At 65.3% G+C, this 14,073-nt stretch carries 12 protein-coding genes; 3 read left to right on the top strand and 9 right to left on the bottom strand.

Annotated features, from left to right (window positions below; all coding sequences use genetic code 11):
- Window positions 1-93 precede the first annotated feature (93 nt).
- On the bottom strand, window positions 94-1,746 hold the full coding sequence (locus tag HAP47_RS10355; RefSeq protein WP_173638333.1) for an acetolactate synthase large subunit: 1,653 nt from the start codon (window positions 1,744-1,746) through the stop codon (window positions 94-96).
- Window positions 1,747-1,824: 78 nt separating this feature from the next.
- A complete protein-coding gene (locus HAP47_RS10350) occupies window positions 1,825-4,488 on the bottom strand; it encodes a M1 family metallopeptidase (RefSeq protein WP_173638334.1) in 2,664 nt (887 codons plus the stop codon).
- A gap of 250 nt (window positions 4,489-4,738) precedes the next feature.
- On the opposite strand from HAP47_RS10350, the gene HAP47_RS10345 reads away from it, so the two are divergent.
- The gene (locus HAP47_RS10345; protein WP_173638335.1) at window positions 4,739-6,193 is read left to right on the top strand and encodes a GH1 family beta-glucosidase; all 1,455 of its coding nucleotides are present in this window, start codon (window positions 4,739-4,741) and stop codon (window positions 6,191-6,193) included.
- Between the two features lies 1 nt (window position 6,194).
- Here HAP47_RS10345 and HAP47_RS10340 read toward each other — a convergent pair whose 3' ends face one another.
- Complete coding sequence (locus tag HAP47_RS10340; RefSeq protein WP_173638336.1) at window positions 6,195-7,262, bottom strand: maleylacetate reductase; 1,068 nt, start codon at window positions 7,260-7,262, stop codon at window positions 6,195-6,197.
- A gap of 20 nt (window positions 7,263-7,282) precedes the next feature.
- Window positions 7,283-8,263 (bottom strand): helix-turn-helix domain-containing protein, encoded by a 981-nt coding sequence (locus HAP47_RS10335; protein ID WP_173638337.1) that lies wholly within the window; start codon window positions 8,261-8,263, stop codon window positions 7,283-7,285.
- Window positions 8,264-8,417: 154 nt separating this feature from the next.
- On the opposite strand from HAP47_RS10335, the gene HAP47_RS10330 reads away from it, so the two are divergent.
- Window positions 8,418-9,143 carry an alpha/beta hydrolase gene (locus HAP47_RS10330; protein ID WP_173638338.1) on the top strand — a complete coding sequence of 242 codons (726 nt, stop codon included), beginning with the start codon at window positions 8,418-8,420 and terminating at the stop codon, window positions 9,141-9,143.
- A gap of 51 nt (window positions 9,144-9,194) precedes the next feature.
- Here HAP47_RS10330 and HAP47_RS10325 read toward each other — a convergent pair whose 3' ends face one another.
- The gene (locus tag HAP47_RS10325; RefSeq protein WP_173638339.1) at window positions 9,195-10,688 is read right to left on the bottom strand and encodes a flavin-containing monooxygenase; all 1,494 of its coding nucleotides are present in this window, start codon (window positions 10,686-10,688) and stop codon (window positions 9,195-9,197) included.
- A 118-nt stretch (window positions 10,689-10,806) separates the two neighbouring features.
- Window positions 10,807-11,256, bottom strand: a complete 450-nt coding sequence (locus tag HAP47_RS10320) for a cupin domain-containing protein (protein WP_173638340.1) — start codon at window positions 11,254-11,256, stop codon at window positions 10,807-10,809.
- A gap of 264 nt (window positions 11,257-11,520) precedes the next feature.
- Here HAP47_RS10320 and HAP47_RS10315 point away from each other — a divergent pair, with 264 nt between their 5' ends.
- Window positions 11,521-12,549, top strand: a complete 1,029-nt coding sequence (locus HAP47_RS10315) for an AraC family transcriptional regulator (protein ID WP_173638341.1) — start codon at window positions 11,521-11,523, stop codon at window positions 12,547-12,549.
- A gap of 124 nt (window positions 12,550-12,673) precedes the next feature.
- Here HAP47_RS10315 and HAP47_RS10310 read toward each other — a convergent pair whose 3' ends face one another.
- The 3 genes from HAP47_RS10310 to HAP47_RS10300 all read right to left on the bottom strand — a co-directional run bounded on the left by HAP47_RS10310 (window position 12,674) and on the right by HAP47_RS10300 (window position 14,049).
- Window positions 12,674-12,889 carry a hypothetical protein gene (locus HAP47_RS10310; protein WP_173638342.1) on the bottom strand — a complete coding sequence of 72 codons (216 nt, stop codon included), beginning with the start codon at window positions 12,887-12,889 and terminating at the stop codon, window positions 12,674-12,676.
- A 343-nt stretch (window positions 12,890-13,232) separates the two neighbouring features.
- Window positions 13,233-13,862: an enoyl-CoA hydratase-related protein gene (locus tag HAP47_RS10305; RefSeq protein WP_173638343.1), complete on the bottom strand. Its 630-nt coding sequence runs from the start codon at window positions 13,860-13,862 to the stop codon at window positions 13,233-13,235.
- 4 nt (window positions 13,863-13,866) lie between these two features.
- Window positions 13,867-14,049: a hypothetical protein gene (locus tag HAP47_RS10300; RefSeq protein WP_173638344.1), complete on the bottom strand. Its 183-nt coding sequence runs from the start codon at window positions 14,047-14,049 to the stop codon at window positions 13,867-13,869.
- Window positions 14,050-14,073: the final 24 nt, after the last annotated feature.

The raw sequence follows: 14,073 nt of genomic DNA, 5'->3' as shown, positions 1-14,073 counted from the left end.
GATGCCGTGGCTTGATCGCTGGGCGTGCTACCATGGCGGCTTACGTTCAATCAAGCCGAGGGCATTTCGTTCCGTGCCGTCGGCGGCAATCCGCTATTCGACGTCGATCTGCTGTACCTTCTCGCGCAGTTCGTCGACCAGCACCCGCTTGTTCTCGGTATAGTCGATCGGCACCACCACGAGATGCACGCCGCCGCCGGAGAAGGCCCGCTCCAGGGTCGGGACGATCGCCTCCGTGCTCTCGATCCGCGAACCCTTGGCGCCGTAGCTTTCCGCATATTTGACGAAATCCGGATTGCCGAAGGTCAGGCCAAAATCCGGGAAGTTGTCGACCGCCTGCTTCCAGCGGATCATGCCGTAGGCAGAATCCTCCAGGATCAGGATCACCAGATTGAGCTTGAGTCGGACCGCCGTCTCCATCTCCTGCGAGTTCATCATGAAGCCGCCGTCGCCGCAGACCGCGAGCACGCGGTTCTTCGGATACAGCATCGCCGCCATCATCGCCGACGGCAGGCCGGCGCCCATGGTGGCGAGCGCGTTGTCGAGCAGCAGCGAGTTCGCAAGCAGCGTGCGGTAGTTGCGCGCGAACCAGATCTTGTACATGCCATTGTCGAGCGCGACGATGCCGTCCTCGGGAATAACCTGCCGCACATCGTGCACGATGCGCTGCGGCGTCGGCGGCCAGCGGCCTTCGGTGGCGCGATCGGTGATCCTCGCCAGGATTCCTTCGCGCAGGCTGAGCAGCGCGCTGGCAGACGGCAGCTTTCCCGCGACCCGATCGGCCAGCAATTCGAGGCTCGGCCCGACGTCGCCGATCACCTCGCATTGCGGGAAGTAGACCTGCTCAACATTCGCCGCCGTGTAGCTGACATGGATCACCTGCGGCCCCTTCGGCCCCATGATGAACGGCGGCTTTTCGATCGTGTCGTGGCCGATCGCGATGATCAGGTCGGCGCGGTCGATCGCCTCATGCACATAGTCGCGCTCGCTCAGCGCGGCCGTCCCCATATACTGATTGGTGCCACCTGATACCGTGCCCTTGCCCATCTGGGTGGTGAAGAACGGAATCTTGGTGCGCCGCACGAAGTCGCCGATCCCCGCGGTACTACGCGGCCGTGATGCCGCAGCACCGAGCATGATCAGCGGGCGCTGCGCCTTCAGGATCATGTCGGCGGCGCGGTCGAGGGCGGCCGCATGCGCGATCGGAATTTCGATCGGATGCGGCGGCACGATCTCGACCGGGGCAATCTCCTCGCGCGCGATATCCTCCGGCAGTTCGAGCAGCACCGGCCCCGGCCGTTCCTGCGTCGCGATCCGGAAGGCGTCGCGCACCAGCGTCGGAATGGTCGCGCCGCTGACGATCTGCAGCGACAGCTTGGTCAGCGGACGGAATGTGTTGACGATGTCGACGATCTGGAACTTGGCCTGCCGGCTGCTCAAGATGCCCTTCTGCCCCGTCAGCATCACCATCGGCATCGCGCCGAGCAACGCATAGGCCGCACCGGTGGTCAGGTTGAGCGCGCCGGGGCCGAGCGTCGTCATGCAGACACCGGGCTTTCCGGTCAGCCGGCCATAGGTCGCCGCCATGAACGCCGCCGCCTGCTCGTGGCGAGTCACGATCAGCTTGATCGAGGATTTGCGCAGGCTCTCGACGACGTCGAGATTCTCCTCGCCGGGAACGCCGAACACCCGTTCCACGCCCTCATTCTCGAGGGCCGCGACCAGCAAGTCGGAACCTTTGACCATGTCAGCCTCGCATCGTTGATTGCATGCCGCGCACGGAGCATAGCCGCATCGCGCGCCGCCGGAAACTCTCTTGCGATCTCACGGCTTGTGCGCCCTGATCCAGGCATCGGCGGCGGGGAGCACACGCGCGGCGAGATCGGCCGAGATCGCGATCGCCTGCAAGGAGCGCGCCACCGTCACCCGCCCGCCGCTGGTGGATTGCGACGGGGCGAACGCGGCCAGCTCTGCCGCGTGGCCCTGATCGGTAAAATTGATCATGAAGTTCGGCACGAACTGGTCGCGGAAGCTCGGGCCCTGCTTCGCCAGCAACGTCTCGAAATTCGCCTGGACGAAATCCCAGGCAAGCTGCGGCTGCTCGCCTGCGGATGCAACCGCGTTGATCATCCCGGTGACGATCGTGTCGGGCAATTCGTCGGTCAGCGTCAACGCCAGCGTCGCGCGCGCCAGCTCCGTATCGCGGGCGCTGGCCGCCGCGAAATAATAGCGCAGCCGCTCACTGGTCGCCGTGCTGTTGCGCGCGAGCGCCAGCAGTCTGCCATATGTCGTCCGATCGGCCGTGATGCCGACGACATGGGTGACCGCGTCGCGCAGCGTGGTCGGCAGCGATTTTGGATCATCGAGAAACGCCGCAAAGCGCCGCTTCGCCTCTGCGACGATTGCCGCGTCGCCGAGGTCGCCAAGCGTCGAGATCAGGCTCGCGCGCAACAGCGCGGTGTCGTCGTCGCCCGAGGTGCCATCCCATCCGATCCGGTCGAACACCGGGCGCAGCCTGGCGCGGGCATAGGCCTGGATCACCGGCCGTTCGCTGCGGTCGCGCGACAGGCGGTTGAGCGCAGCGAATGTCGCGATCACCTGGTCCCACACCGCGCGATGATCGCCGGCATCGAGCGCATCGAGCAGCGCGAGATAGGATGGCGCCTCGGCGCGGCCCGCCTGCACCAGCGCCCAGCTGTCGGTGACGACATTGAGCCGGTCAACGACCTGCATCTGCGGGAAGGCGTTCAGCAATGCCGCACGGTTCTTGGGGCCGTATTCGACCCTGAAGTAGCCGACATCGCCGAGATTGACCTTGATCGCATCGCCGCATGCGCCGGCCGGAATATCTGTACTACCCTTCAGCAGGATCTCGTCAAACGGCTTGCCTTGCGCCGGCCCGATCGCAACCGGGATCTGCCAGCTGTGGGCCGGCAGCGGCGGATCGTTGGCCGGCGCGATCACGAAACGGTCCTGCCGCAACGTCAGGCGTTGCGCGGCACCATCGCAGGCCGTCTCGGCCACCACCAGCGGCACGCCATCCTGCTCGGTGAATGAGGCGGCGATGCCGGTGATCGCCTTGCCGCCGGACGTCTCGAGCGCCTGCCAGAGATCGGCGGTGGTGGAATTGCTGTAGGCATGCGCGGCCATGTATTTGCGGATACCGTCGCGGAACGCCTGCTCACCAAGATAGGTCTCGAGCATGCGGATCAGCGCCTGGCCCTTGTTGTAGGTGATGGCATCGAACGCCGTGACCGCTTCGCTGTGATCGGCGATCGGCTGCTGCACCGGATGCGAGGTGCGGCGCGCATCGAGCGCCATGGCGAACTGCTTCGCACTGTTGCCGTTCAGCCAGTTCTGCCATTGCGGATAGAACTGCTCCGAGGCCTTGGTCGCCATCCAGCTGGCAAAGCCCTCGTTGAGCCAGAGATTGTCCCACCAAGCCATGGTGACGAGATCGCCGAACCACATATGCGCCATCTCGTGCGCGATGATGGCGAAGATGCCGCGCTTGGCGGTCTCCGCATTGGTTGCGGGATCGAACAGCAGCCGGCTCTCGAAGAAGGTGATGCCGCCCCAGTTCTCCATCGCACCGCCGAACCCGCCGGGGACGGCTATCAAATCGAGCTTCGGCAGCGGATATTTGACGCCGAAATAGTCGTTGTAATAGGCGAGCAGCTTCACTGCGCTGTCGAGCGCGAACCGGCCCTGCCCGCTCTTGCCCTCCGTCGTCACCACGCCGATGGTGACGCCGCCGGCATCCGCAGCGACGCGCTCGAGCTCGCCGACCGTGAGCACGAACAGATAGCTCGACATCTTCGGTGTCGGCGCGAACGTGACCTTCTTGAGATCGTCGGTGACCGGCGCCTCGCTCGTCACCGGCATATTGCCGACCGCGAGCAGATTGCGCGGGATCACGACACTCAGCGCGAAGCTCGCCTTGAACGACGGCTCGTCCCAGCACGGGAAGATCCGCCTTGCGTCGGCCGGCTCCAGCTTGCTGGAGATCAGTCGCTTGATCCCGGCCGGGGTCGGATAATCGACCGCAAACAGCCCGGTGCCGAATTTGTTGATCTGCGCCGTGAAGACAATGCGGAGCTTGTGCCGGCCCACTGCAAGCGGCTTGACGAAGGTCAGCGTCGCCGTCTGCGCGGTGGCGTCGGTCGTCACCTCCGCGCGTTGCGCGCCATCATCGATCGTGGCCTCGGCGAACGTCGTGTTGATCGCATTCAGCGTCAGTTGCGCCGTGGCCTCACGCACCTCGATGTCGGCGGTCTCGACGCCCGGCAGCGCCAGGCTCGTGATATCAGGCGTCAGCTCGATCGCGTAGCTCAACGGGACGACCGTCTTCGGCAGCTTTCCGGGTGTGCCGTCGAACGAAAATGTCTGCTCTGCCTGAGCTGCAGCGGCCGTCGCCAGCAGCAAGCCGATTGCCGTGGCAAGACGACGCAGCAGCGCGGTTCGGACATGGGTCGCAGGCTTGTTCATCGCGCGCAGCTCACCGGGATCTCGGGATTTTCGGATGTCATTGCGGAAGGACGTAGCAGGCAATCTAGTAGAGAACATGTCGCCATAAAACTGACAACTCCGCGACATCTGACATCGCAACGGTTTGCATCGATTGGTGCGCCGCTCGCTACCGCGCCTCGGCCTCTCGGCCGTTGTTGCTCAACGGCAGGGTGGAAGGTTAACCTGCGGCTGGCATTCCAGCCACAGCGTCCGGCCACGGGAGACAATAATGTTCGGTAAGTTCTCGCGCCGGCAGTTTGCGGGCCTTGCGGGCCTCTCGGCGCTCGGCCTGTCGGCCCCGGGTCAGGCCGCAAACCACGCTCCGCGGCCCGACGGCGCGAACTTTCCGGCCGGCTTTGTCTGGGGCACCGCGACCTCGTCCTACCAGGTCGAAGGCGCGGTCAATGAGGACGGCCGGGGCCCGTCGATCTGGGACACATTCACCCACACATCGGGCAAGATCGAGGACGGCTCGACCGGCGACCGCGCCAACGACCACTATCACCGCTACAAGGACGATATCCGGCTCATCAAGGAGCTCGGCGCCAGGGCCTATCGCTTTTCGATCGCCTGGCCGCGGGTGTTCCCTGATGGCACCGGCACGCCGAATCCGAAGGGCCTCGACTTCTACAACCGCCTGGTCGACGAGTTGCTTGCGAACGGCATCGAGCCCTACGCCACGCTCTATCACTGGGACTTGCCGCAGGCATTGCAGGACCGCGTCGGCGGCTGGCGCTCACGGGAGACGTCGAAGGCGTTCGGCGACTACGCCGGCTACGTGGCGCAGCGATTGACCGACCGGGTGAAGAACATCTTCACCCTCAACGAGGTCGGGCGTTTCCTCCCCTTCGGCTATGCGCTCGGCGTCGACGCGCCGGGGCTGACGCTGCCGCCGGCCGAGGTGAACCAGGCGCGCCATCATGTCGCGCTGGCGCACGGCCTCGCGGTGCAGGCGATCCGCGCCAAGGGCCGCCCCGGCACGCGGGTCGGCCCCGCGGAAAACATCACCGCCTGCGTGCCCGCGATCAACACGCCGGAGCACATCCGCGCCACCGAGATCGCGACGCGCGAGCTCAATGCAGGTTTCCTCGGCGTCCTTCTCGAAGGCAAGTACACCGAAGGCTTCCTGCAATATGCCGGCGCCGATGCGCCCAAATTCACCGCGGACGAGCTGAAGATCATCGCGCAGCCCAACGATTTCGTCGGGCTCAACATCTACGCGCCGCACTGCTATGTCCTCGCCACCGACCAAGCCCCCGGCTGGAAGCCGCTGCCGATGCCGGGCTCGTTCCCGCACATGAGTTCGGATTGGCTGCGGATCGCGCCGGAGACGATCTACTGGGCACCGCGGATTGCCGCCAAGCTCTGGAACATCAAGAGCATCTATATCAGCGAGAACGGCACCTCCGGCGAGGACAAGGTGCAGCCGGACGGGCAAATCTACGACCTCGACCGCATCATGTTCCTGCGCAACTACCTCGCCCAACTGCAGCGCGCGACCGCCGACGGTGTGCCGGTCCACGGCTACTTCCTGTGGAGCCTGATGGACAATTTCGAATGGATCTTCGGCTACGCGAAGCGCTTCGGCCTCTATCGCGTGGATTTCGAAACCCAGGCGCGGGTGCCGAAACTGAGCGCGGCGTTCTACCGCGACGTGATCGCGCGCAACGCGATCGGGGTTTGATCTATCCGGCCCGCGGCCGTGCGCCCGACCACGCGCGCCGGAGCAACTCGCTGATGCCGCGCTCTTCGATCGGCCGCGGATTCCAGTAAGGATTTTTGGTGGCGAGCGCGGCCGCGTTTGCGATGCCGTCTTGGGGCATTCCGATCTCGGCCAGCGAACGCGGCGCGCCGAGCCTTGCCGACAGATCGAACAGGCCGTCGGCCGCATCGGCAACCCCGAGCGCCCGTGCGGCGCGGCCGATCGCATCGCGCGCGGCCGGCGTGTTGTAGGCGATGGTATGCGGCAGCAGCACCGCATGGGTCTCGGCATGCGGCAGGTCGAACAGCGCGCCGACGGTGTGGCAGAGCTTGTGGTGCAGCGCCATGCCGACGGTGCCGAGACAGACCGCGCACAGCCACGCGCCATACAGCGCGTCGGAACGCGCATCGAGATCGCGCGGCCGCGCGATCACATCCGGCAGCGATGACGCAAGTTTCGCAATCGCCTCTTCCGCCATCAGCGAGGTGATCGGATTGCCGTCCCGCGCATACAGCGCCTCCGCCGCATGCGCGATCGCGTTGAGGCCTGATATCGCGGAGAACGTTGCCGGCATCGAGATCGTCAGGTTGACATCGTAGATCACGGCTTCGGGCAATATCGCGGGCGAGGATTGCCTGGTCTTGACGCCGTCGACGGTTTCGCCGAGCACCGGCGTCATCTCGGAGCCGGCATAGCTGGTGGGGACGATCAGCTGCGGCAGGTCGGTGCGCAGCGCGATCGCCTTGCTCAAGCCGGTCGCGGCACCCGCGCCGATCGCAACCACGCCATCGGGCTTCAACTCGCGGACCATCTGCATCGCGCGTTCGGTGACTGCGACCGGCGTGTGCACGACAGCGCCGTCGAACGGGCCAGCCATGCGGCCGCCGGTCAAGCCCGAGAGATCGCCGAGCTCGGCCTGCTGCCGCCGGCTTGCGAGCACCAGCGCGCGGCTGATTCCGAGCCGGCCGAGTTCGTCCGCCAGCTGCGCGACGGTGCCGGTCCCGAACACGACCCGCATCGGACTGACTTGATAGATGAATGATTGTGACATCGTGATTTCCGAAAATTGCGTTAGCCGCGGCGCCAGTCGCGCGGCGTGCAGCCGAAGCGATGCCTGAATCGCCGCGTGAAATGCGACAGATCGGAGAAGCCCCAGTCGAACGCGATGTCGCCGATCGCGCGCCCGGCGATCGCGGGATCCTTCAGGTCGCGCGCCGCACCGTCGAGGCGGCGGTCCATCACGTAGCTCGCGAATGTCGTCCCGGCGCGCTCGAACAGTTTGTGGACATAGCGCTCGCTGATGCCGATCGCGGCGGCGATGGCGGCAACGGCGAGCCCCGGCTCGCGCAGCCTGCGGTCGACGGCGCGGCGCAGCGCGAGCCAGGTCGCATCGGCAAGGCTCGCGCTCTCGGCAACGCCTTCGCGACCGGACCGCGACAGGCTGAGTGCGACCAGGTCGAGCAGCACGCCGAACAGCCGCGCGTTGTCCGTATCGGACGCCCGGAGCGCCGAATTGTTCAGCACCTGCGCCGTCTCGGCGATGAGATGGCCGACGAAGGGATCGTCGGAGACCCGCGCCGGTGCGACCTCCGGCGCCGACGGCAGCCGTTCATCGAGCGCCTCGGCCGGCACCCAGAACGAGGCGACCTGCAGCGCAGGGCCGCGGTCGTGCAGCAGCGCGAAGCGCTGCCCGCTGTCGAAGATTCCGACCTGCCCCGGCGACAGGCTGATCTCGCGCCCGGCCTGCTGGATGCGGCAGCGGCCGGCGAGCTTGAGATTGAGGTAGTAGCAGCGCCGGCTGGACGCGGCGATGTCGGCCGCCGAGCGCCGCACGATATGCTCAGGGAAGCTGACCCGGTTGACCGCACCGTCGCCGAGCCCAACGGTCTCGACCCGCGCGACGAAACCCGGCGTCGCCGGCGGCTCCGGCGTCAGGTTCATGAAGGCCTGGCAGATCGCCTCGCGATAATAGGCAAACTGCTCGCCCGGACGTGTGTCCGCGGTATTCCAGCTCAGCCTGCGCGAGCGATCCGCGGCGGCGATTTGCTGCATCAGTTCACTCCGAGCCCAGTCCGGTTCGGTTACAGCCAAGCGCGTTCCGTGGCCCCGGGTCAATATCCATCAGGAACCGCATGATATCAGCGCGATATCCCCGGCCGTCCGAACCGCGCAATTGATCTGACCAAACCACACAGGGAGGTACAACATGTCGACCTATGTTCTCGTCCATGGCGCCTGGCATACCGGCGCCGAGTTCGAGCCGGTTGCGGCCGCCATCCGCAAGGCCGGCCACGTCGTCCACACCCCGACCATCAAGGGCAACCGCCCCGGCGACCGCAAGGACTCCGGCCTTGCCGAGGCCATCCAGTCGATCGTGGATTATCTCGCCGAGCACAATTTGAATGACATCGTGCTGGTCGGCCACAGCTATGGCGGCATGGTCATCACGGGTGTTGCCGATGCCGCCGCCGATCGCATCCGCCGGCTGGTGTACTGGAATGCGTTCGTGCCGAACCATGGCGAGAGCCTCAACGACATGGTGCCGTCGCACTATGTCGGCCTGTTCGATGCCATCCATGCCGAGCGCGGCGACGGCTCGGTGGTGTTGCCGTTCCCGATCTGGCGCGAGGCCTTCATCAACGACGCCGACCTCGAGACGGCGCAGCGGGCCTATGACAGGCTCAACCCGCACCCGCTCAAGACCTTCCAGGACAAGATCGCGCTGCGGACCAATCCGGCCGAGATGCCGATCGCGAAGTCCTACGTCAACTGCACCGAGGATACCGCGATGCCGCACGGCCTGCCCTGGCACCCGCGGCTGTCGGAGAAGCTCGGGCTGTTCCGCCTGGTCCAGCTGCCGGGCAGCCATGAGCTATGCTTCTCCAATCCGGAGCGCCTGGCGCAAGCCTTCCTCGACGCCGGCCGCGACTGATCGGTTGTTTGAGCATGATCCTTTCGGAAAACCGCTTCGCACTTTTCCGGATCATGCCACCGCCTTGTATTCAGGCGCGGTCGCAAGGAAGCGCGCATAGGCGTCCGCATCCGGCGGCGTGAATTTTTCGACGAGCGGGTTGCGGCGCGACGCCTTGGTGCCGATGTCCGCCAGCAGTTCGTCGAAATGCTTGAAGTGATAGGGCGCGACGCAGAGCCCACCATAGACGCCCGCCGCCGGCCGCTCGACGCGCTTGAAGTTCAGCATCATCGCGATGTTGTCACGCATCTCGGCCGCGCTCGGCTGCCGCGCGAGCTGGCCGTCGGCATAGCGCACCAGCCAGTTCGCGGCGAGATCCGCGCACAGCACGGTGCAGAAGCTCGAATTGAACCCGACAAATCCCATGTCGGGCAGATCGGGGTTGGCGATCAGCCGATAGAGCCGATACTGCCCGTCGGGTTCGACCAGCTTCTCCTGATACTCCTTAGGGAGGAACGGCACGCCGAGCTTGTAGCCGATCGCAAGCACTGCGACATCGGCCGCGACACGCTGGCCGCCGCTCATCACGATGGTCTTGCCGTCGTAATGATCGAAGGTGCCCTGCACCGCCTTGATCCGGCCATCGGCAACCATCGGATAGAAGCCGGGGGTCGCAATCGGCACCGAGCAGTTGACGCCGTCCTCGATCCGCTCCTTCGGCACCATGCCGCACTGCTTCAGCTTGAGCTGCATCTTCAGCATGCTCTCGAGCCCGCGCCAGTTCGCCCAGACGAACGGCTTTGCCACGACATGCGCGAGGCGTGCCATCGGCCCGATGCCCCAGCTCGCAAACATCTGCTCCTGGGCGCGGATGTAGAGGATGCGCTTGAAGTTGACGAGACCGCCGACGAAATAGGGAATCCGCCAGACCGGCTCGCGAAACACGATGGTGACTTCGCTGGCGCCTGAATTGACCGCATTCACGGCGATGTCGGTCGCCGATTTCGAACCGCCGAGCACGACCACCTTGCGGCCCTTGGCGAGATCGGGTTCGCCGTATTGCGACGAATGCAGGATCTGGCCGCCCTGCGCCTTGAAGCCGTCCTCGCCGGGCAGCGGCAGCGACTTTGGCTCGTTGAATTGCCCGGTACAGACCGCGACGAAGTCGAAATCCTCATGGCCGGTCGCGCCGTCGGTCGAGCGCAGCGCGAGCGTCCAGCCCGGCCTGCCGTCCGCGCGGCGCATCATGCTCTCGACCCTGGTGTCGAACCGCATCGCACCGTCGAGCCCATGGCTGCGAGCATAGTCACGCAGATAAGCATGGACCTGCGGACCCTTCGGCCACTCCGGATAGGACTCCGGCATCGCCTTGTCGGTGTAGCGATAGAGCTCCTTCGGGCTTTGGGTCTGCACGTCGGGATAGGAGCGCGCCGGCTCCCAGACCCCGCCGAGATCGCCGCTGCGCTCGATGATGGTCACCTTGTGACCGCGACCGGCAAAGGCTTTTCCGGCGGCGAGCCCTGAAATGCCGGCGCCGATGACGCACACATGCTTCTGCTTGACCATGAAACGTCTCCGCGATGAATGAACAGGTGCAATTTCGTAAGTGCGCGCATCTCCGCGATCGCCGGAGCCTGCTCCGGCGATTGCCGCCTCGCGTGCGTATTGTCTGCTGGCCGCCGGCCTACTCGTTGGCTTCCGGCGGCAGGAAGTCCACCTCGTGCTCGGCGGAAATGCGCACCACTTCGACGGGGTCCTGCAGATTGTGCAGCTTCTCGAACAGCGCCTCGAGCTTCTGCATCGGCGATACCCAGAACAGCGCCCGCGCCGGCTTATCGGATTTGTTGAAATAGCCGTGCGGAATGCCGCGCGGCATGCGCACCAGGTCGCCGGCCTTGGCCTGCACCCAGACGCCGTCGAGCTTGAGGTCGAGCACGCCCTCCTGCACCAGGATGAACTCGTCCTGGGTCGGGTGGATGTGCACCGGCACGAACTGGCCGGGATCGCTGTTGGTCTCGAACGCGAAGGTCGAGTCGGTGACCGCCTTCGGATAGTAGACCTGGCCCAGGATATTCCAGGTTTTGCCGCCGTAGCCGGTGCCGGTTCGGGTAATGCCTTTTTCGAGCGCGCCCATGTCAGCCTCTCCAGTTTTGGATGCGTATTGCCGATACCGAGCCTGTCGCCAGCCGGTGCGGCTGTCTAGCCGATAAACGAATCCGCAGCCGGCGCGACCATGCTGCAATGCGGCAGCGTCGAGCCCGGAAGCCTCTGCCCAATGCCGCCGCATCCGCCTGCGCGCCGATCGGGCAGTTTGCGCGACGAAACGGCGTTCCCCTTTGCCGACGGATGCACTAGGCTGCATGATGTTTTAGACCTCAAACAACTCCGGACGGCCGGCGTGACTGCTGTTGGCAACGAGGTTTCGGCAAGGGCCAGTTCGACAAGCGCAAGGCTGAAGGATTTCGCGCGCGTCGCGACCGCGCGTGTCGACGACGCGGCTGAAGCGATCGGGCGCATCTTCTGTCCGCACGATCTGACGCCGGTCGATCGTTCGGAGCGCGATTTCTCCGCGCACCACAATTGCGCCGGGTTCGACGGGTTCTCGGTCAACTATGTCGCCTATGGCGGATCGGTCGCGATCAATCCGGGCTGCCTCGACCGCTTCTTCCTGTTGCAGATGCCGCTGTCCGGCTCGGCCGTGGTGCGGACCGCCGCGCGCGAGCTCACCACCGGGCCGCAACACCGTGCCTCGCTGCTGTCGCCGACCATTCCGACCGAGATGACCTGGCGCGACGACTGCGCACAGCTCATCGTGCTGCTCGACCGCAAGCTGGTCGAGCATCGCGCCGCAGCGCTTGGCGGGGTGGCGGTCCGGCCGATCGAGTTCGATCCGGCCGTCGCACTGAGCGGGCCACTCGGGCAGATGCTCTCGGCCAGGATCGAGCAGGTCGTGACGACAGCCGAGCAGATCGGGCCGCACAAGAGCTTGTCCGCGGTCGCGGCGGCCGATTGGCGCGAGTCGTTTCTCAATGTTTTGCTCAACGAGCAGCGGCACAGCCTGAGCTCGGCGATCGATGTCTTCAACGGCCGCACCGAGGCCCAGCCGGCGGCGCTGAAACGCGTGCGGGCTTATCTCGAGACCCGCGCGACCGAGCCACTGGATCTCGCCGAGCTTGCCGAGATCGCTGGCACCGGCGTCCGCGCGCTGCAACTCGGCTTCCGCCGTCACTTCGGCACCACCGTCTCCGAGATGCTGCTCGACATCCGCCTCGCCCATCTCAACGCCCGCCTCAAGACGGCGCGGCCGGGCGAACGCATCGTCGATATTGCGTTCGATCTCGGCTTCACGCACCTGAGCCGGATGGCGAGCGCCTACCGCGCCAAGTTCGGCGAAAGCCCGAAGGCGACCCTGCATCGGTTGAGCTGAACCGACCCGGGTAACGACCCGCGGCTAGAGCTTCGGTTCTGATTGAATCAGAACCGAAGCTCTAGATACTTGTCTTGACGCGGTTTCTTCACGCGAACCGGTGTCCACTTCGCTCGAAAACGCTCTAGCGGTGAAATGGCGCTGTCTTCGCCTGGGCTGAAAAATCCGTAGTTGGTGGTTCGATCCGCTTGGTCTGCCTGACCATATGCACGCTCGTCACCTGCTGCGAACGCTGGGCGTATTTTGTTGGTGCGCTGGCGGACGCGCCGCCTTGCGCGGCCGGTGCCATCAACACGGCAATCGCAAGGGCACTGATCATTGTGGCAAGGGACTTCAGCATCGCACCCTCCAAGAGGCTGAGACACGTCCGAACAGCAACAGGCGTTTCCGATCGACGCCTCTGCTCGGCGTCTTGTTGACGATGCGGAATGCTGGTCCCAATTTCTGTGAATCGCAACAATAATCATCAGTTGCCGAATTTTTGGACAAGCGGCCGCGTCGGCCAGGAAAGCGGCACCCGACGATGACCAGCCGATTGCGGTGCAATGCAACTTGCGGACGGTGCGGGCTCCAGCGTTCGCGTCACCTGCTCCGCCCTGCCGTCCCTTCAGACGCAATGCGGCGACGGTCGTCTCCCGCCGCACCCGCGGCAGTACATCCTGCACCGACGGTCGCGTCAGGTTTCAAATAGCAGAGATCTCTTCCGTCGGCAGGCGGCAGAGCTCCCGCGCCATCCGCTCCGCTTCGACCGCGGCATATCCCGGCGGAACGATCATGTCGATCAAGCCCGCTTCATAGGCTCGCTCCGCGCGCATCGAACGTCCGGGAACGAGCATCGCAAAGGCACGGTGCTGAGCAAGCCGTCGAGGAATGAGCAGGCTCATCGCGCCGTCCGGGACCAGATCATGAGATTCGAGGGGCGAGGCAAACGTCGTGGATGTGGCAGCGATGACCTCGTCGCAATAGAACACAATGGCCGTACCGATGCCTGCCGCCGCTCCCTCGACGGCGGCGATGATCGGTTTTGCATTGCTGGCGAGCGTGTGCAGGAGGCCGGTCACGCTCGGCAACAGAAATCCTTCCGACCCGGCGCCACCGACAGCACGGTGTTCTGCGGCCTCGCTGCCTGCCCCGAAGCCATCGAACCCGCCGGCGACGACGATGCAGCGGATGGCAGGATTGCGCTGCGCCGATTCGATGGCCTTCGTCATGGCGAGACACAAGTCATCCGCGCGCGCGTTGATCCCTTCCGGGCGCAACACCGCAATCGTCCGCACCGCTGCTTCCTCGCTGACCACGACGCGTCCGGCCACCGGGTCAATTCTCCGCCGGTGCACGCCACATCGGAGATTTCGGGCCGCCGTAGTAGCGCATTTGAGAGCCACCGACGGTGTCCCCCGTCGGCGGCGTGATGTCGCTGACACAGCCAGCGACCGTGGCGCAGACGCCGGCGAGCACAACGACGCGCAGCAGCAGCTGTCTAGATGTCGAGATCGTCACAGCATCCTCCTCACGCTCTCGCGC

Origin of the sequence: Bradyrhizobium sp. 41S5 (assembly GCF_011516665.3) — a bacterium.
Taxonomy (GTDB): domain Bacteria; phylum Pseudomonadota; class Alphaproteobacteria; order Rhizobiales; family Xanthobacteraceae; genus Bradyrhizobium; species Bradyrhizobium quebecense.
This window is presented reverse-complemented; position numbering and strand designations above follow the sequence as displayed.